Source organism: Niallia sp. FSL W8-0954 (assembly GCF_038005605.1).
GTDB classification, from domain to species: domain Bacteria; phylum Bacillota; class Bacilli; order Bacillales; family Cytobacillaceae; genus Niallia; species Niallia circulans_A.
In genome coordinates this window covers 3,553,217-3,571,776 of the sequence record NZ_JBBOTN010000001.1, presented here as the reverse complement: position 1 = coordinate 3,571,776, position 18,560 = coordinate 3,553,217, and the positions used below count along the sequence as shown (strand labels likewise).

The 18,560-nt window shown below is 34.0% G+C and carries 17 protein-coding genes; 15 read left to right on the top strand and 2 right to left on the bottom strand.

Annotated elements, in window-relative coordinates; all coding sequences use genetic code 11:
• The first annotated feature begins 1 nt into the window (after position 1).
• From NX902_RS17650 to NX902_RS17595, 12 genes are all read left to right on the top strand, one after another.
• Positions 2–796 carry a response regulator transcription factor gene (locus NX902_RS17650; RefSeq protein WP_095332361.1) on the top strand — a complete coding sequence of 265 codons (795 nt, stop codon included), beginning with the start codon at positions 2–4 and terminating at the stop codon, positions 794–796.
• 113 nt (positions 797–909) lie between these two features.
• Positions 910–2,229, top strand: a complete 1,320-nt coding sequence (locus tag NX902_RS17645; protein WP_095332359.1) for an extracellular solute-binding protein — start codon at positions 910–912, stop codon at positions 2,227–2,229.
• A 206-nt stretch (positions 2,230–2,435) separates the two neighbouring features.
• Positions 2,436–3,314, top strand: coding sequence for a carbohydrate ABC transporter permease (locus NX902_RS17640; protein WP_095332358.1), 879 nt, complete (start codon positions 2,436–2,438; stop codon positions 3,312–3,314).
• 14 nt (positions 3,315–3,328) lie between these two features.
• The gene (locus NX902_RS17635) at positions 3,329–4,225 is read left to right on the top strand and encodes a carbohydrate ABC transporter permease (protein WP_171509848.1); all 897 of its coding nucleotides are present in this window, start codon (positions 3,329–3,331) and stop codon (positions 4,223–4,225) included.
• A 209-nt stretch (positions 4,226–4,434) separates the two neighbouring features.
• Positions 4,435–5,070 carry a YesL family protein gene (locus tag NX902_RS17630; RefSeq protein ID WP_095332356.1) on the top strand — a complete coding sequence of 212 codons (636 nt, stop codon included), beginning with the start codon at positions 4,435–4,437 and terminating at the stop codon, positions 5,068–5,070.
• Positions 5,071–5,190: 120 nt separating this feature from the next.
• A complete protein-coding gene (locus NX902_RS17625; RefSeq protein WP_341160876.1) occupies positions 5,191–5,982 on the top strand; it encodes a Nif3-like dinuclear metal center hexameric protein in 792 nt (263 codons plus the stop codon).
• Between the two features lie 303 nt (positions 5,983–6,285).
• Positions 6,286–7,248: an ABC transporter permease gene (locus NX902_RS17620; protein WP_095332353.1), complete on the top strand. Its 963-nt coding sequence runs from the start codon at positions 6,286–6,288 to the stop codon at positions 7,246–7,248.
• A gap of 13 nt (positions 7,249–7,261) precedes the next feature.
• Positions 7,262–8,131 (top strand): carbohydrate ABC transporter permease, encoded by an 870-nt coding sequence (locus NX902_RS17615; RefSeq protein WP_095332351.1) that lies wholly within the window; start codon positions 7,262–7,264, stop codon positions 8,129–8,131.
• A gap of 109 nt (positions 8,132–8,240) precedes the next feature.
• The gene (locus NX902_RS17610; RefSeq protein ID WP_095332349.1) at positions 8,241–9,869 is read left to right on the top strand and encodes an ABC transporter substrate-binding protein; all 1,629 of its coding nucleotides are present in this window, start codon (positions 8,241–8,243) and stop codon (positions 9,867–9,869) included.
• A 161-nt stretch (positions 9,870–10,030) separates the two neighbouring features.
• Complete coding sequence (locus NX902_RS17605; protein WP_123258079.1) at positions 10,031–10,768, top strand: YesL family protein; 738 nt, start codon at positions 10,031–10,033, stop codon at positions 10,766–10,768.
• Between the two features lie 153 nt (positions 10,769–10,921).
• Positions 10,922–11,767 (top strand): SDR family oxidoreductase, encoded by an 846-nt coding sequence (locus NX902_RS17600; RefSeq protein ID WP_095332345.1) that lies wholly within the window; start codon positions 10,922–10,924, stop codon positions 11,765–11,767.
• Positions 11,768–12,060: 293 nt separating this feature from the next.
• A complete protein-coding gene (locus tag NX902_RS17595) occupies positions 12,061–12,243 on the top strand; it encodes a hypothetical protein (protein ID WP_164464115.1) in 183 nt (60 codons plus the stop codon).
• A 106-nt stretch (positions 12,244–12,349) separates the two neighbouring features.
• Here NX902_RS17595 and NX902_RS17590 read toward each other — a convergent pair whose 3' ends face one another.
• Positions 12,350–13,525, bottom strand: coding sequence for an ROK family transcriptional regulator (locus tag NX902_RS17590; RefSeq protein WP_123258077.1), 1,176 nt, complete (start codon positions 13,523–13,525; stop codon positions 12,350–12,352).
• 300 nt (positions 13,526–13,825) lie between these two features.
• On the opposite strand from NX902_RS17590, the gene NX902_RS17585 reads away from it, so the two are divergent.
• Positions 13,826–14,809: an aldo/keto reductase gene (locus NX902_RS17585; RefSeq protein WP_341160875.1), complete on the top strand. Its 984-nt coding sequence runs from the start codon at positions 13,826–13,828 to the stop codon at positions 14,807–14,809.
• A gap of 227 nt (positions 14,810–15,036) precedes the next feature.
• On the opposite strand, the gene ytvI is transcribed toward NX902_RS17585, so the two are convergent.
• The gene (gene ytvI / locus NX902_RS17580) at positions 15,037–16,161 is read right to left on the bottom strand and encodes a sporulation integral membrane protein YtvI (RefSeq protein ID WP_095331420.1); all 1,125 of its coding nucleotides are present in this window, start codon (positions 16,159–16,161) and stop codon (positions 15,037–15,039) included.
• Between the two features lie 192 nt (positions 16,162–16,353).
• Between ytvI and NX902_RS17575 the strand changes: the two genes are divergently transcribed.
• The gene (locus NX902_RS17575; protein WP_095331422.1) at positions 16,354–16,821 is read left to right on the top strand and encodes a DUF441 domain-containing protein; all 468 of its coding nucleotides are present in this window, start codon (positions 16,354–16,356) and stop codon (positions 16,819–16,821) included.
• A gap of 508 nt (positions 16,822–17,329) precedes the next feature.
• On the top strand, positions 17,330–18,445 hold the full coding sequence (gene citZ, locus NX902_RS17570; protein WP_095331424.1) for a citrate synthase: 1,116 nt from the start codon (positions 17,330–17,332) through the stop codon (positions 18,443–18,445).
• Positions 18,446–18,560: the final 115 nt, after the last annotated feature.

Below are 18,560 nucleotides of genomic sequence, written 5' to 3'. Positions count from 1 at the left end.
GATGTATGCGAAAACAATATTGATTGTTGATGATGAGCCGAGATCGAGAGAAGGAATCAAAAAAGTACTGGAGAACTGGTCTAGCGGTCAATATCAAATTTTAATTTCGGAAAATGCAGAATCGGCCATTGATATTATGCAAAAACAAAAAATAAATATTCTTCTAACAGATATTCGCATGCCTAAAATAACTGGAATAAAAATGTTGAAAACAATCAGAGACCAAAAACACCTCCCTGTTGTTATTGTTATCTCTGCATATTCAGAATTTGAATATGCGCAAGAAGCTCTTCGCTTAGGCGTTATTAATTATTTATTAAAGCCAATTAGTAAAAAAAAATTAATAGAAGCTGTCGAAGATGCCCTAAAGATTGATAGAGATAAAGACAGAAATGATATTATCTCAAAAGTAGTTGATAATAAGCTGATTGATGCAAGAGTAACAAAAGAATCAGTAAGAGAGCCAATCCAGAAAGCCTTACAATATATTGATAGTCACTTAAATGAGGAATTAACCCAACGTGACGTAGCCGCTCATGTGTATTTAAATCCAAGTTATTTTAGTGTGCTGTTTAAGGAAGAGATTCGGTTAACGTTTAGTGAATATATCACCAGAAGACGAATTCAGCATGCGAAAAATCTACTTATCTCCACAAAACTTTCCATTGCGGATATTGCAGAAGAGTCAGGATACAAAACGGCCAAATATTTTATTAAAATATTTAAAGATTTAGAAGGAATAACACCAAGCGGTTACCGAAAAATAAATAACGAAAATAATGAAAGGGCTTTCTAAAAATAGTAGAACTTTTCCTAATCATTGTTACCTTTTTTAGAAAAATCATTAATGATAGACTTTAGATTGTAACAAAGAAATAATTAAAAAGGAAAGTATAGGGGGTAGTTTAAATGTTTCATAGAAAAGTACTGTCAGCATGTCTATCTGTTGCTTTATTGCTGGTATTAGTTTTAGCAGGATGTTCTTCATCCACCTCTTCTAACAATGAAAGCGCTTCAAAAAATGGAGATAAAACAGTGATTAAATTCATGCATCTTTGGCCAGAGGGAAGTTCAAAAGCACAGTTCACTATTGTAAACGATATCATTAAACAGTATGAAAAAGACCACCCAGATGTAAAAATTCAGACAGAAATTCTTGGAAACGAGCAATATAAAGATAAAATTAAAGTATTATCAGCTTCAAATGAGCTACCAGATATTGGTGTGACATGGGCAGCAGGATATATGCAGCCGTTCGTTAAAGGGGAAATGTTTGCTCCGTTAGATGATGTAATTGATAGTAATTTTAAAGACCAATTTGTTGCAGGTACAACAGAGGCATTTGCTATGGATGGGAAAACATATGGTCTTCCACTTGAATTAAATATCACACCTGTTTATTACAATAAAGAAATCTTTGAGAAATATAATTTAGAAGTTCCTGCAACATATGATGAGTTTTTAAATGTTGTAAAAACGTTAGCTGATAACGGTGTTACACCAATTACTTTAGGTAATAAAGACCGTTGGACTGGTTCTATGTGGTATATGTATCTTGCAGATAGAATTGGTGGACCTGAAGTGTTAACGAATGCGATTAATCGTACTGGAAGCTTTGAAGATCCAGCACTTGTTCAAGCAGCCGAAGAAGTAAAAAAATTAGTGGATATGGGCGGATTTGTCAAAGGGTTTAATGGTCTTTCCAATGATGAGGCAAAAGGGTACTTTATGAATGAGCAAGCAGCTATGTATTTAATGGCGACTTGGGAATTGCCAAACTATACAACAAGCCCAGATGTTACACAAGAATTTAAAGATAAAGTAGGATACTTTAAGTTCCCAACATATGTAGGCGGAAAAGGAGACATAAACAGTTTTGTAGGTGGTCCTGGTGTTGGACTATTTGTTTCTGAAAAATCAAAGGTAAAAGACGAAGCGAAAGAATTTGTCGCATATTTAGTAAAAGAATGGGGCAAAAACTCTGTTAAGGATGCAGGTGTAATTCCAGCGACAGTTGTAGACACTGCCAATATTGAACTAGATCAAATGTATATCGATATTTTAAATGATCTTGGAAATGCTTCTAATTTAACTTTATATGCAGATGTTCAAATGAGTTCTAGTGTTGCACAAGTGCACTTAGATATGATCCAATCACTATTTGGCGGTCAGGCAACACCAAAAGAATTTACAGCCAAACAAGAGCAAGCTTTAGCGGAAGAAGAATAATAAACAATGAGGTGGAATCTATCGGATAAAAAAGGTGGATTCCACTATTTAAAAGGTAATCACTTTAGATAATTAGGAAGATATACACATTATTGATTTTTGAGAAGGCTCTGTTAAACAATGATATCGGTTACATGTATAACTAGTGAATAATTATATATCATTTAACAAAGCTCCTCCCAATCAATAAGGAGGGAAAGTAGAAAATGAAAAACGTAATGTCAAACAAATGGGTAATCACTCTTTATGTGCTCCCTGCACTGTTGCTCATTTTAGTTTTAATCTATATTCCTATTGTATTAACAGGATATTATGGCTTAATGGATTGGGACGGTATTGGGGCTAAGACTTTTATTGGACTAGATAATTATATACAGCTTATGAAAGATAAAATGTTCTGGTCTAGTACGTATCATTCCGTTTTATTAGCCGTTTTTTCTGCAATAAGTCTTATTGCATATTTAGTAATTTCACTTATATTAGCAAGCAAGATTAAGGGAGCTGGAATACTTCGCAAAATATATTTAATTCCGATGTTATTATCATCTGTAGCTATTGCACAGCTATGGTTGAAAATTTTTGATCCAACAAATGGAATGTTAAACAAGCTTTTAACCATGTTTGGAGTAGAAAATACACCCTTATGGCTTGCAGATCCCAATTTAGTACTATACTCCATTTTCATTCCAATTGTGTGGCAATATGCAGGGTTTTACATCATTATTTATTATGCAGCTTTAAAAGGAGTAGCGGATGAAATTATTGAGGCAGCTAAAATAGATGGGGCAACCCCATTGCAGATTGCTTATAGAATTAAAATTCCATTAATTGCACCAGTAATAAAAGTAACTATTGTTTTAGCCATTGTAGGTTCTTTAAAATACTTTGATTTAATCTATGTAATGACTGGTGGAGGACCAAATGGAGCAAGTGAAGTAATGGCCTCTTATATGTATAAAGAAGCATTCAAAACATATGATTTTGGCTACGGCAGTGCCATTGGCTTTGCTTTATTAATCATTTGTCTTGTTATGACATGGGTTATACAAAAATTAACAGCATCAAAAGAAGATGCTCAGTATTAAGGAGAGAGGTAATCATGAGTGAAGTAATCCTGAAAAAACAAAATAAAACTGAATTATCCACATCTCCTAAAACGAAAGGATCTCTAGGAAGCAAGATTGGATACGGTCTTTTGTATCTAGTGCTTGGAGTAATTGCCATTTTTCAAATATACCCACTCGTTTGGTTATTCTTCTTTTCCTTAAAAACGAATCAAGAAGTTTTCGGCTTATCTCCATTTGCTCTTCCGAAAGACCCACAATGGGGGAACTATGTAAAAGTATGGACCCAAGGGAACATCAGCTTATATTTCTTTAATAGTGTATGGATTACAGTCGTAGCAGTAGTATTGACGGTTATACTAGCAAGTTTTGTTACCTTTGCGATTACAAGAATGCACTGGAAGCTAAGCAAACTTGTTCTTGGTTTGTTCATGGTGGGCATTATGATTCCATTACATTCTACGTTAATCCCTTTATTTAGTTTCTTTAATAACTTGGAGCTGATTGATAATCCTATTTCTATTCTTTTATCCTATACAGCGTTTAATTTGCCGCTAACTATCATGATTCTATTAGGATTCTATCAGGCACTGCCAAGAGAATTAGAAGAGGCAGCTGTAATGGATGGTTGTTCGATTCATCGTATATTCTTTCAAATTACATTGCCCATGACGACTCCTGTTATGGCTACAGTTGTTATTATAAATATGATTTATAACTGGAATGAATTTGTATTTGTTAATACGTTCATTAGCTCTGATCAATGGAAGACATTAACGGTTGGTGTAAATAACTTTGTAGGTCAATATTTAACAGATTGGGGAGCGATTGGAGCAACCTTAATGATTAGCATTATTCCTATTTTAATCGCGTTCATTCTATTAAGTAATAAAATTGTAGAAGGTTTAGCAGCAGGATCTGTAAAAGGATAATAAAAGAGGGGTTCATCTGATGTCCAAAAATTTTTTTTAATATGCACCATTCTCAGATTGGCGCGTTCTCAAGCTTTACATTAGGCTTTCGAGGTGCAGGTGGCGGATTAGATTTAGAATCAGAACGTTCTCCGAAACAAAATATTTAAGTTTTCATCGCTAATAATGAAAACAATGCCTAGAAGGAAAGAGAAAGAAGAGGGGATAGTATGACAACAAAACCAATGGGAAAATTATATATCATCTGTGAATGGATAATGAAGCTGGCCTCTGTTAATTTGTTATGGATTATGTTCACTGCAAGTGGTCTTTTCCTATTTGGTTTTATGCCTGCAACAGTTGCACTTTTTACCATTGTCCGTAAATGGTTTCGGAAGGAAACAGAAGTTCCTATTTGGAAAACATATCTATCTGTCTATAAAAGCGAATTTACCAAAAGTAATACTTTTGGGTTCATATTTATAGTGGCTGGTCTTATCTTGTATGTAGATTACTATCTAATCTTACATTTAGACGGATTTATGCGGATTGTTTCCATAAGTATTTTACTACTTATTACATGCCTATATGCTATCACTCTTTTATTCTTCTTTCCTGTCTATGTACATTATCAGTTAAGATTCATCGATTACTTTAAATACTCCTTTTTTCTAGGAATTCTAAATATCCATATTACATTATTGATTTTGCTTGGGTTAGCAGCAGATATTTTTCTATTATTATATATACCTGGACTTCTCCCTTTTTTTAGTGGAATTTCCGCAGCATGTATACTAATGTCAAGTAGCATTCTGCTTTTTCAGCGGCTGCAGAAGCAGAACATGAATAAAGCGATTATTGAATAAGAGGAAGTATATGACTTATTGTTTATAAAATATATTAAAATTTGCAAAAAATATAGTTTGTATATTGAATAAACAAACTTGAGCGTGGTATAATTGGATTAACTTGATGGGAGAGATAGAATGACAACTATTCAAGAAGTAATAGATAAGTTAATGGAGCCAGCAAAAATGGTTGATTCCACAACAGATGTATTAATAAAAGGGTCAGCCGATACGGAGGTGAAGAGAATTGTAATCGCATTCACGGTGACGCAACAAGTGTTGGAGAAAGCGATATCGATTGGAGCAAATATGATTATTAGTCATGAAGGAACATTTTATAGTCATGAGAATTGGAAAAAATCATATGAGAAAGATCCAGTATACATGACTAAGCTCCAATTAATAGAAGATGCTGCTATTAATATTTTCCGCTTTCATGATTATTATCATCGTTACAATCCAGATGGCGTTATGGTGGGATTAATTCAAAAGCTGGAATGGGAGAATTATATTGAAAAGCATCAATCCATTGCAACAACTATTGTCACTCCAAAGAAAACTGTCGCTGATATTGCAACATACGTGAAAGTTAAGCTTGATGCCCCGTTTGTAAGAGTGGTGGGGGAGTTATCCATGGAATGCCAAAGAATTGGCTTGTTAGCAGGTTATCGCGGAGGAGGCGAAGTAGTAATCCCTTTATTTCAAAATCAAAATTTAGACCTAATTATAGCTGGAGAAGGACCAGAATGGGAGTCTCCTGAGTATGTCAGAGATGCCGTTCAACAAGGAAGAAAGAAAGCATTAATCTTGATTGGGCATGCAGTTAGCGAAGAGCCTGGCATGGAATACTTAACCACTATACTAGCAAATGATTTTCCACACATTCCTGTACATTACATAAAAGAAAAGCCACTATTTCAGATTATTTAAATAGCAATATATTTTTAGTTAATCTACCATACTAGTATGGCTAAAATAAGTTAACAAAACCTGCTTCATACAACCAGTTTACTTTTCTCATTTCACTAATCACTCCACTACCGAGATTATCATCATTAATATTGCTTGCGCCATCTATTAGTTATTCATAAGAGGCTATTGCTGTTTTTTTAAAAAGTAAGCGCTTTATTTTTGATGTGTTTACTTCATTTTCTAAAAAGATGAAGCTTTATAATAGTCGGCTGCGATATAGCAAAAGGCTACAGATAGTATTAAAAACAGAGGGGGGTACTTATGGAAACAGAGGTTGTTCATTCACATGTAAATAAAACAATGAAGGCAAAAAGAAGCAAATTTAAAACAACATTAACAGCAATTAGAAAGGATTGGCAGCTTTATTCATTATTAGTTTTACCACTTATTTATTTAATTATTTTTAAATATGGTCCAATGTTAGGAAATGTTATTGCTTTTAGAAGATATATGCCAGGTGGAAAAATTTATGGTGAACAATGGGTTGGGTTGTATTACTTTAATATGTTTATTAATGACCCAGTTTTTTGGAATGTATTTAAAAACACATTTATTTTGGGCGGAATTACCTTGTTATTTTGTTTTCCTATGCCCATTATATTTGCTCTTCTTTTGAATGAAGTGAAATCCAAAAAGTTTAAGAAGTTTGTACAAACAGCTTCCTATCTACCGCATTTCTTATCTATTGTTATTATTGCTGGAATGATCTTGCAATTAACAGCGCTAAACGGTTCCATTAATGGAATAGTCGAATTTTTCACCGGAGAAAAAATAAGCTTTATTCAAAGTCCAGAATGGTTCCGCACTATTTATGTTACCTCCGAAGTATGGCAAGGAATGGGTTGGGGGGCCATTTTATACTTAGCTGCATTAACAACGATTGACGATTCCTTATATGAAGCAGCGAAAATTGACGGTGCGAACAGATGGAAGCAAACCCTTCATATTACGATACCAGGGATATTGCCAACTATCGTTACCTTATTAATTTTGAATATTGGCAGCTTTCTTGCAATTGGCTTTGAAAAAATCTTATTAATTTATAACCCATTAACCTATGAAACTTCTGATGTTATTTCAACTTATTTATATCGTGTTGGTTTAGAATCCAATAATTTTAGCTATGCAGCAGCTATTGGATTATTTGAATCTATTATTGGCTTAGTGCTTGTATTAACGGCGAACAGCATATCAAGAAAACTAACAGAAAGAAGTTTATGGTAGGGAGGGAGATTTAATGAAAGAATCGAAACAGTACAAAGTTTTTAAAGTCTTTAATGTTTGTATTCTCTTAATTATTATATTTTGTACGTTATATCCATTTATTAATGTAGTTGCACAATCCTTTAGTAGTGAGTCCTATATCAATTCTGGACAGGTAAATTTAATACCAAAAGGATTCAATGTAGACACATATGAGAAGGTACTTTCTGACACCATGTTTTGGATTAATTATAAAAATACGGTTGTATACACAGTGGTAGGAACAATCATTTCTATGTTTTTAACAACAATGTTTGCATATGCGCTTTCTAAAAGAAGATTAGTAGGACGAAGATTTTTAACTGTATTTGCTGTATTTACGATGTTTTTTAATGGCGGCTTAATTCCCAATTATGTTTTAATCAATTCACTAGGCTTTGGCAATACAATGTGGGCTATTGTCATTCCTGGTGCAATTAGTATTTATAATATGCTGATCATGAAATCCTTTTTTGAAAATATGCCAGAAGAATTAGAAGAGGCAGCCTCTATTGATGGTTTAAGCACATATGGCATTTTACTAAAAATAGTATTGCCGCTAAGTAAAGCAGTAATGGCCACTATGGTGTTATTTTACGCAGTCGCTTATTGGAACTCTTGGTTCAGCGCTTTTATTTATATGGATAAAAAAGAATTATTTCCAGTAACGATTTATTTGCGGAATATGATTGCGGGAACAACAGGTGGAATGTCAGCAGGTGCTACTTCAGCTGATAACTTAACTCAAATTTCCGCTAATATTAAATCCGTAACAATGGTCTTAACAATTTTGCCAATATTAACGGTATATCCATTTGTACAGAAATATTTTGTTTCTGGAGTAATGCTAGGCTCTATTAAATAGTCAAAATAGGACCTGCTGGAGTTAGGGAGTTCAGCGTAGGTTATTATTCCATATGCCTTTTAAGGAAACAACTTACGCTTTTCCTATATATATAAGGGGAGGAAATGCCATGAAAGAAAGTTGGAAAAAGGTTGGGTTATTTCTAGGTCTAATAGTATTCGTAATGATTGCTGTTGCTTGTTCAAAGAATGATTCAGCAAGTAAGGAAGTAGAAGTAGCAACAAAAGGGGCAATGGAATCATATAGCGCAGGTGACACCTTTAAAGCAACAGAGCCATTTGATTTATCTATTTTATATATGGATCAGCCGACATATCCATATAAAAAAGACTGGCTATTATGGGATAAGATAAAAGAAATTACGAATGTTACCTTGAAGCCGACAATTGTACCATTGAGTGATTATACGCAAAAGAGAAGTTTGTTAATTAGTTCAGGAGAAGCCCCAATCGTTATTCCAAAAACCTATCCAGGAGAGGAAGCTGCCTTCGTGGCATCAGGGGCGGCACTTCCGGTAAGCGATTACATTGATAAAATGCCTCACTTCAAAGAAAAAATTGAAAAATGGGATATGGGTCCAGAATTAGATACATTACGACAAAATGATGGGAAGTTCTATGTCCTGCCAGGTTTACATGAAGAGGTTTGGCCAGATTATACGTTAATTGTAAGAACTGATATTTTTGAAGAAAATAATATTGCTATTCCAACAACTTGGGATGAACTATATACAGCAATGAAGAAATTAAAAGAAATCTATCCAGATTCTATTCCTTTCTCTGATCGTTTTACATTTAACAGTACATTAAATATTGCTGCAACAAGTTTTGGAACGAAAGCAGGTTGGGGATTTGGAAACGGATTATCTTATGATCAAGATGCTGATGAATTTGTGTATGCAGCAACAACCAATAACTATAAAGAAATGCTCACTTACTTCCATAAATTAGTAGAAGAAGGGCTGTTAGATGAAGAGAGCTTTACACAAAGCGATGATCAAGCGGTACAGAAATTTGTAACAGGAAAATCATTTATTATAAATGGAAATTCTCAAACAATCAACTTGCATCGAGTTGATATGGATAAAACGTTAGGAAAAGGGAAATATTCTATTTCCAAAATCACGGTTCCCGGCGGTCCTGCTGGTCAATTAATGTCAGGGTCTAGATTAGAAAATGGTGTAATGATTACCTCCAAAATTAAAGAAAGTGAAAACTTTGAAGCAATTCTTCAGTTTATTGACTGGTTATATTACAGTGATGAAGGACAAGAATTCACTAAATGGGGGGTAGAAGGAACAACATTCACGAGGGAAGATGGAGTAAGAAAATTAATGGAAGATATTAATTACAATGGATTAAATCCAAATGGAACAAAGGATTTACGGGTTGACTATGGATTCTCTGGTGGAGTTTTTTCCTATGGAGGAACAACCGATTTACTTCATTCGATGATGAGTGAAGAAGAGATTAAGTTCCAAAATGATATGAAAGCAGTAAAAACGCCAATTCCAACTGATCCGTTAATTCCATATTCAATTGAAGACAGAGAAAAAGCAACATTACAAAGTACACCTTTAAAAGACTATACGAATCAAAATACATTAAAATTCATTTTGGGAACACGTGATTTAAGTGAGTTTGATGCTTTTGTAAAAGAATTACAAAGTCAAGGATTAGAGCAATATGTGGATACAGCAAATCAGACGTATCAAGAATACAAGAAAAATAACAAATAAATAAAATGGATAAGTTCATTCCTAGCCATCCTGATGAAGGGTAAGAAGAACTAACCTAAACTAGTCCTAACTGTACTGTTATGTGAGGCTAACCAGCAGTGGGGAAAAAAGAAACACACACTGCTGGTAATATTATTATATTCTGAAAGAAGGTGACAAGGATGAAGCAGCAAAGAGAGTTTGGGCAAGGAGTTTTATATACATTTTGTAATTATGTGTATTGGGTTTTACTAACGAATATCTATTTTGTCGTAACAAATCTTATCTTTATTTTTTTCTTCATGACATTAACACCATCGTTTTCAAATATTCTCATCTATGCTCTTGCCTTAATACCGTCTGGACCTGCTATATCTGGACTGCTTTATTCGATGGAGAAATTAGTAAGAACGAAAGAGCTATCACCAACAACTGACTTTTTCTATGGATATCGATCGAATTTAAAAGGCACATTTTTTCTGTGGATAATAATCTTAGCTGTATTCTTTGTCTTATTCATCGACTTACAATACCTTCAAATAACCATAACACCAGTTAATCAAATCATTTTTATTGTTGTGCTTGCACTTACGCTTATTTGGACAATGCTTAGTATAAATATGTTAATAATTAATGCAAAATATACTTTTCGAATAAGGGATTTAATAAAGTTGTCTGCGTATTATCTATTCATAAAATGGAAAGAAACAATAGGTAATATATTGATTCTCTTTTTTACTGCTGTTGCAACAGTAATCACTAATGATTTCTTAATTGTTTTCATTGCTAGTTTGCTTGCATGGATAATGGTGTTTAATTCTAGAGAGCTGCTTAAACATATAGATCGTAATTTTTTGAAAAAATCTCCTTCTAACAATATAAGTGAAAAATATGATGCACCACCTTTGCAAGGTTCATAAATGAAAGGAGAAGTACTAAGAAATGACTCTATATAAAAAAATAGTTTATAATCTCTTCATTTCATTTAAAAGAAATTTTAATTTGGAAGGACACATATAGATGGAAAGAGAAGTAGTTTAGAGGTTATGAGAAAAAATGAGGAGGAAGACAAAATGTTACCCTTAATGAAGAATTTATCCGGAAAAGTAGCAGTTATTACTGGAGGTGGAGGCGTACTTTGTGGCTGCATGGCGAAAGAGTTAGGCAGACAAGGAGTAAAGGTAGCCATTTTGAATCGTACATATGAAAAAGCGCAAAAGGTAGCAGAGGAAATTAATAACGAAGGTGGCATGGCTATTGCTATAGCATGTGATGTTGTTGATGTAAACAGTGTGAAGGAAGCGGAAAAAATAGTCTTAGATACTTTTGGAAACTGTGACATTCTTATTAATGGGGCTGGAGGAAATCATCCAAAAGGTATTACTTCAGAAGAAATTCTGCGATTAGAAGATCTTGATAAAGAAGGAATTACTAGTTTTTTTGATTTAACAATGGAGGGATTTTCCTTTGTATTTAATTTGAATATAATCGGTACTTTAATTCCTACTCAAATATTTTCAAAACAAATGGTTGGAAAAAGTGGAACCATTATAAATATATCCTCTATGAGCGCCCCAAGTCCAATGACGAAAGTACCTGCTTACAGCGCAGCTAAAGCTGGTATAGAGAATCTTACAAAATGGTTAGCTGTTCATATGGCTGAAACAGGAATTAGGGTTAATGCAATTGCTCCAGGCTTTTTCTTAACAAAACAAAATGAAGGACTGCTAAAAAATTCAGATGGGACTTATACAGAGCGGACGAAGAAAATATTAGCCCATACACCAGTAAAAAGATTAGGAAAACCAGAGGACTTATTGGGGACATTATTATGGCTAGTGAATGAAGAAACAAGTGGTTTTGTTACAGGGATTAGTGTGCCAGTTGATGGCGGATTTATGGCGTACTCAGGTGTTTAAAAATACTCCCTGATAAGAAAGGATTAGTTATTCTAGCTAGTGACGGGCAATCAAAATGAGATCTTCCACTGATCCTTAAGTGAATTGTAGATTTATAGAGTATTTAGTCCCGTTAGTATTAGGGTGGAGGTGAATCCTCACTATTATCCTATAAATAGTTAAATATTCACTTTGGTAAACCTATCATTTTTTAGATAGGAAAAAAGATAGAACATGTTATCAAAAATAATATTTCCCGGAAAATTTCACCATGCAGCACCTTGTTGGGATTAAATGTATTTTTTATATTCCGTTTGGATAATTTATCAGATAAAGATTCAAAAGATTATCGAAGGTACAAAATAGATGAAGCGGCATTTGTAGAGAAATCCCTTCAATCAAATGGATTAATTGCTACAAATGCAAAGGCTTCCTTAGCAGCAGATGGACTTTTTCACCCTACATATGGTTGGATTGGTTTGGAATACGCTGATTAGAACTGGCGTAAGACGTTATGATGCTAATTGTTTATACGTTTTTAGTTTGCTTTAAGTGGTAAAAACCTAATATATTTAAACTTTATCTAAATCTAAAGAGAAATTATTATTCTGGATGAAGCATAAATTTTAAAAAATTCTCGGTTGAAAAAGCAGCAGCACCTAATGCAGAGGAAGCAAAATTAATATCAGAAAAATGGATAGCAAGTTGTGATTGGTGAAAGGGCAAAGTATAATTGTCTATTATTTTTTTCACTTGTGGCTCTATCCATTTTTTAGCTAAGGTAAGTCGATTGCCGATTATGATTTGCTCTGGATTGAAGATATGAATAATATTAATAATTCCAGCACCTAGATGATTGCCAACTTCATTGAATAAATGGATAGCTTGCGTATTTCCTTGGTCGGCAAGCTCAATCAAATCATTCAAATAAACCTGACCTTTTATACCTAGCTTTAATTCGACAGCCTTGTTGAGTAAATATTGTTCGGAAGCGTAGAGTTCCCAGCAGCCTTTATTGCCACAGCGGCATTCTAATCCATCCTTTTGAATTATCATATGGCCGATTTCTCCAGAATATCCGAGGTTTCCTTTATACAGTTCTCCATTAATGATAATTCCAGCGCCGATTCCAATAGCAGCACTTACATAGATTAAATTTTGATAGGTCTGACCTACTCCGAATTTTTTTTCTCCATAGGCCCCGGCATTTGCTTCATTTTCAACTAATACAGGAAGATGGAATTCTTCTTCCAGATGGCTTTTTAGTGAAACATTATTCCAATCTAAGTTTGGAGCGAAGAGAATGTCACCGTCCATATTTGTAATCCCTGGTGCCCCAATCCCTATGCCAATTACTCCATAAACAGAGTTAGGAGCAGTGTCTATTAACAAAGTAATAATCTTTTTTATTATTTGTAGTGTATCTTCATAAGATAAATTAACATATTTTTCATTTATACGGTATATGATATTCCCCTGCAAATCAGTTAAAATTCCTAATAGATAGTTAACGCCTAAGTCAATACCAATGGAATAACCGGCCTTCTCATTAAATAGAAGCATAACAGGTCGCCTTCCTCCACTAGATTCACCATGCCCTGATTCATAGATCAATTGTTCATTAATAAGCTCTGATACTAAGGAGGAAACAGTCCCTTTTGTTAATCCTGTCTGCTGGGCAATATCCGCCCGAGAAATAGGCGCATTGTTCTTAATTAAATTTAAACAAAGAGATTTATTTTCTTTTTTTACTAACTGCTGATTCCAAGTAATATGCATCCTTTTCGCAATCCCCTCTTATCTATTTCTGAAATTCATATGAATATAATTACTTTCAGAAAGGTCTTTCTCTTCCAATTGATTAATTATACTACAGTTTATCTATTAACCAAACAGAGGGGATTGATAAAGTTAGTTCGTTTATTTAATATACAAACTTATATATAATTGATATAATTCCTATAGAATAGGGTTATCTATATAGAGGAAAAAGGATAATTTACTTGAGAAAATTCTTGCTTCTTTTTTATGGTGGCCATTCAATCAAAAATATCATAGCTGGCGGAGGTGCTAATGGAAATGAATTTCAGAAATTTAGGGGATACCGGTCTAAAAACCAGTGAAGTCAGTTTCGGTACATGGGCTATTGGTGGTTCATGGGGAAAGGTTGATGATACAGAGGCATTAAAATCCTTACATATGGCGATGGACAAAGGCGTGAATTTTTTTGATACGGCCGATGTGTATGGAGATGGACATAGCGAAGAGCTTCTTGCTAAGGCAACGAAGGGGAAAGAGAATCAAATTCATATAGCCACTAAGTTTTGTCGGGGTGGCGATATTTTCGCAAATGAGAACTATTCGGAGGAAAGGATACGTCAGTACTGTGAAAATAGTTTGAAGCGATTAAATAGAGAAACAATCGATTTATATCAAATCCATTGTCCACCAATAGAAATTTTAAAAGATGGCCGAGTTTTTGAAGTGCTTGATAACTTACAAGAGGAAGGTAAAATTCGCCATTATGGAGTAAGTGTCGAAACAGTGGAAGAAGGACTTATATGTTTGCAGAATCCTAACGTTAAGGCTCTGCAAATAATTTTTAATATTTTTCGCCAAAAGCCATTAGAGTTATTGATTCCTGAAGCAGCGAGAAAGGGTGTTGGCATTCTTGTGCGACTTCCTTTGGCAAGCGGATTGCTTACTGGAAAATTTACAAAAGAGCATACTTTTGCGGAAGATGATCATCGCAAATTTAATGAGAATGGGGAAGCTTTTAATGTAGGAGAAACATTTGCTGGACTTGGATTTGAAAAAGGCGTTGAATTAGCAGAGGATCTTGCTTGGATTGGAGAAAATCGTCAATCAATGGCGGCGGCAGCGTTACGCTGGATATTGGATCAGCCAGGTATTTCTTGTGTTATTCCTGGTTTTAAAAATCGTCAGCAAATCAATGAGAATTTAAAAGCATTAGTGGAAAAACCATTTAATAATGAGGAATTACAGAGATTGAGAGCATTTTATGAGAAAAAGGTCAAAAATGCTATTAGAGGTCCATATTAAATGAATAACATACTAAGTTTACAAAAGCTGGGGGAAAACAAAGCGGATTAGATGTAGTCCCATGGAAGTGAAGAATATTCAGTCTGCGGCTGCTTACCACAAACCTTCTTTTTTAATGAATAAAAAACCGAACAATTATACGAAACTTGGATTAGCTTCTCCGTATAATTGTCCGGGTATATATTTTGGTTGGAATGCTAATGTTCCAGCTTTTTTTTATGTAACTTTTATTTGGGTATTTCACTATCTCCTTTAATAAACCTCCATATATCATGAAAAACCTTAGCTCGATGTAAGGAAGTAACGATAACGAGTGAAACTGGACCAATGATGAGACCGATGAAACCAAAAAGCTTAAACCCAACAAACAAAGCAATTAAAGTAGCTAAAGGATCAAGTCCGATATTGGATGAAAGGATTTTTGGCTCCATGATTTGTCTTTGAACTAAAACGATGATATATAGCACGGACAATCCAATCGCCAATACAATCTGCCCTGTAATAATTTCGTAAATAATCCATGGAACAAAGATTAACCCTGTACCGAGATAGGGGATAATATCTACAATTCCAGTTAACAGTGCGATAGTAATAGCATAATCCACTCGAAGAATTAACAAGCCAATTAAAATAATGACTGTCGTAATAGAAACAAGCGTTAATTGGGCTTTTAAAAATCCAAACAAAGCCTTTTTTAATTCAAAGAATACTGTTTTACCGCTATTTAACCACTTGGAAGGAAAGAACTTCCCAAATTTTAATGATAATCGCGCCCAGTCCTTGCTGATAAAAAAAGTGGCTAAGAGAGAAAAAATGAGGACGCTTGCTGCATTTGGAAACCAGGACAGGAAAATAGGGATATTAAGAAAGAAAGATTGTAAAAAATCTCCCATTACCGTTCCAACTTGTTCGCCCACTTTATCTATATTTGTCATAATGGTATCTTGTTGACCTGTACCGAGATTATTGAACGTTTGAGAAATTTTATTATATAATGGAATAATTTGCGCTGCAAACAAATCTTCTATGTATCGAATAATGATGTCTATATGTTTGGGAACGACTTCTCCAAGATAGGCAGCTCCTGCTACAATTTCAGCAATTAGTAAAGAAACCAAACCAGCAAAAATGGATAAAATGAGTAAAATACTTAAAACAACAGCAAAAGCCCTTGGTAATTTGCATTTAAATTGTAGAAAATTAACGAGTGGATTCATTAAAAAAGCAATCAGAAATCCAATAATAAAAGGATAAGTTACTTTGGATAAATAAAAAAAGCTAACAAATAATAGGATAGTAGCTGCTATCACTATGATAAACCGAATGGTTCGGTTAAGATAAGTTAAATTCAATGTCAATCCTCCCGTTTTTAGTATAATAGAAAATGGACCATTAGTGATTAGGAACTAGATATAGATTATATATATTCCTTTTTTATTTATATTTTCTATACTTATGCTTTTTTAATCGAAATTCCTGCTTATTAATTTAAATATAGAAGAGAGAATTTTTTAGTCAATGGCTTTCGAAAAGGAGAGTTAGTTATGTTTTTATTTAGCCAGCCATATTTATTTCTATATTTGCTGTTAGCAATTGCTCTTATAGCTAAGAACAATTCCTTGATTATCGCAGTTGTTTTCTTATTAGTATTGAAATTAATTGGGGTAGATAGTAAGTTATTTTCATTGATTCAATCTAAAGGTATTAATTGGGGCGTAACGATTATTACGATAGCTGTTCTTGTTCCGATAGCCACTGGAGATATTGGTTTTAAAGATCTTACCGCTACCTTTAAATCACCGTATGCATGGATAGCTTTGATTTCTGGAATTATGGTTGCTCTGCTCGCAAAAGGAGGAGTTAGTTTATTAGCCGATTCTCCAGAAATTACAACAGCACTTGTTCTAGGAACCATTTTGTCTGTATCGGTTTTCAATGGGGTGGCAGTAGGCCCATTAATTGGCGCTGGAATAGCGTATGCAGCCATTAAAGTAGTAGAGTGGATAACCTAATCCGCTCTCTTGCTCTAATTTACCGTTTAAGATATAAGACAGGATAAAGGAATTTATGGTATAATTTTTAAAGGAAAGAAATATAGTGTAAAGGAGAATCAGAAAAAATTTTTTTTACTATATCTACAGTTTTTAAGTATAAAATATGAGACATTTTGAAGTTTTTTGTTTATAATGAATGTGTAGTTACATTTTATCTCATCTATAACGTACCAAATAGTTTATTTTTTTATTTGAAAATGTAAGCATTTTCAAATGGATGATGCTCACTTTAATTTTTTTTGAAAAAACTCCCCCATCTTTTTATAAAATAAATCCGGATTATATTATTAATTGATTTTTTGGTACATATTCAGTTAATCTAACAAAATAGTAAACATTTATTTAAGGTGAATTCCATCGTTTTGTTTTACAGATTTTCACAATATTGGTAACTACGACAGGGACAATACTGGGAGTTTGAATGGGTTGTACTAACTAAAAGAAAAGGTGTAAAGGAGAGATATGTATGGCTGTTACAAAAGGGCTTGAGGGGATTATTGCTACAACATCTTCTATTAGTTCCATTATAGATGATTCACTTGCTTATGTGGGTTATGATATTGATGTGTTAGCAGAGCATTCCAGTTTTGAAGAAGTAGTATTTTTATTATGGCATCAAAAGTTGCCAACTGATACGGAACTGGCAATGCTAAAACAAGAATTGGCAGATAATGCTGAATTACCTGTCTCTTTGATTGAACAAATGAAGCTCATGCCATTAAATAAAGTGCATCCAATGGCAGTACTTCGTTCAACTGTGTCTTTGCTAGGAGCATATGATGAACAAGCAGATGCTATGGATACTGAAGCAAACTATTTAAAAGCTGTAAGACTTCAAGCAAAAATTCCAACTATCGTAACAGCTTTTTCAAGATTAAGAAAAGGGCTAGATCCAATTTCTCCAAGAAAAGATTTAGGATTTGCTGCTAATTTCCTTTATATGCTTAACGGAAAAGAACCAGAAGCGATTGCTATTGAAGCCTTTAATAAAGCACTTGTGCTTCATGCTGATCATGAATTAAATGCGTCTACATTTACTGCAAGAGTGTGTGTAGCTACTTTGTCTGATGTATATTCTGGTATTACTTCAGCTATCGGGGCGTTAAAAGGACCTTTGCATGGCGGCGCAAACGAAGCAGTAATGAAAATGCTGAAAGAAATCGGAAGCATTGATAATGTCGAGCCATATATTCGAGAAAAGATGGCAAACAAAGAAAAAATAATGGGATTTGGCCATCGAGTTTATCGAAAGGGAGATCCTCGTGCCAAACATCTAAAGGAAATGGCAAGAAAATTAACACAATTGACGGGTGAACCTGAATTATATGATATGAGTGTAAAGATTGAGACATTGTTAAAAGAAGAGAAAAATTTAGTGCCAAACGTAGATTTCTTTTCAGCTTCTGTTTATCATAGTTTAGGTATTGACCATGACTTATTCACCCCGATTTTTGCGGTGAGCAGAGTTTCTGGCTGGCTGGCTCACATTCTGGAGCAGTATGATAATAATCGCCTGATTCGACCTAGAGCAGATTATATTGGGCCAGAGCGCTTGGAATATATTCCAGTTCAAGAGCGATAAAAAAGGATATAATTTCCCATAGAGTAATAGAATAATATATACTTAATGATGGGTTAATTTACTTTGCGTATTGGCGTTTTCCTTTTTTTTATTCGTCAGAATAGTAAATATAATT

What these genes read in the sequence shown, in the direction of transcription:
- NX902_RS17600 (WP_095332345.1), top strand. Translation starts at nt 10,922, where the DNA reads ATGTTACCCTTAATGAAGAATTTATCCGGAAAAGTAGCAGTTATTACT.
- NX902_RS17590 (WP_123258077.1), bottom strand. Translation starts at nt 13,525, where the DNA reads ATGCATATTACTTGGAATCAGCAGTTAGTAAAAAAAGAAAATAAATCT.
- NX902_RS17630 (WP_095332356.1), top strand. Translation starts at nt 4,435, where the DNA reads ATGACAACAAAACCAATGGGAAAATTATATATCATCTGTGAATGGATA.
- NX902_RS17640 (WP_095332358.1), top strand. Translation starts at nt 2,436, where the DNA reads ATGAAAAACGTAATGTCAAACAAATGGGTAATCACTCTTTATGTGCTC.
- NX902_RS17625 (WP_341160876.1), top strand. Translation starts at nt 5,191, where the DNA reads ATGACAACTATTCAAGAAGTAATAGATAAGTTAATGGAGCCAGCAAAA.
- NX902_RS17615 (WP_095332351.1), top strand. Translation starts at nt 7,262, where the DNA reads ATGAAAGAATCGAAACAGTACAAAGTTTTTAAAGTCTTTAATGTTTGT.
- NX902_RS17605 (WP_123258079.1), top strand. Translation starts at nt 10,031, where the DNA reads ATGAAGCAGCAAAGAGAGTTTGGGCAAGGAGTTTTATATACATTTTGT.
- citZ (WP_095331424.1), top strand. Translation starts at nt 17,330, where the DNA reads ATGGCTGTTACAAAAGGGCTTGAGGGGATTATTGCTACAACATCTTCT.
- NX902_RS17610 (WP_095332349.1), top strand. Translation starts at nt 8,241, where the DNA reads ATGAAAGAAAGTTGGAAAAAGGTTGGGTTATTTCTAGGTCTAATAGTA.
- NX902_RS17585 (WP_341160875.1), top strand. Translation starts at nt 13,826, where the DNA reads ATGAATTTCAGAAATTTAGGGGATACCGGTCTAAAAACCAGTGAAGTC.
- NX902_RS17575 (WP_095331422.1), top strand. Translation starts at nt 16,354, where the DNA reads ATGTTTTTATTTAGCCAGCCATATTTATTTCTATATTTGCTGTTAGCA.
- NX902_RS17645 (WP_095332359.1), top strand. Translation starts at nt 910, where the DNA reads ATGTTTCATAGAAAAGTACTGTCAGCATGTCTATCTGTTGCTTTATTG.
- NX902_RS17635 (WP_171509848.1), top strand. Translation starts at nt 3,329, where the DNA reads ATGAGTGAAGTAATCCTGAAAAAACAAAATAAAACTGAATTATCCACA.
- NX902_RS17620 (WP_095332353.1), top strand. Translation starts at nt 6,286, where the DNA reads ATGGAAACAGAGGTTGTTCATTCACATGTAAATAAAACAATGAAGGCA.
- NX902_RS17650 (WP_095332361.1), top strand. Translation starts at nt 2, where the DNA reads ATGTATGCGAAAACAATATTGATTGTTGATGATGAGCCGAGATCGAGA.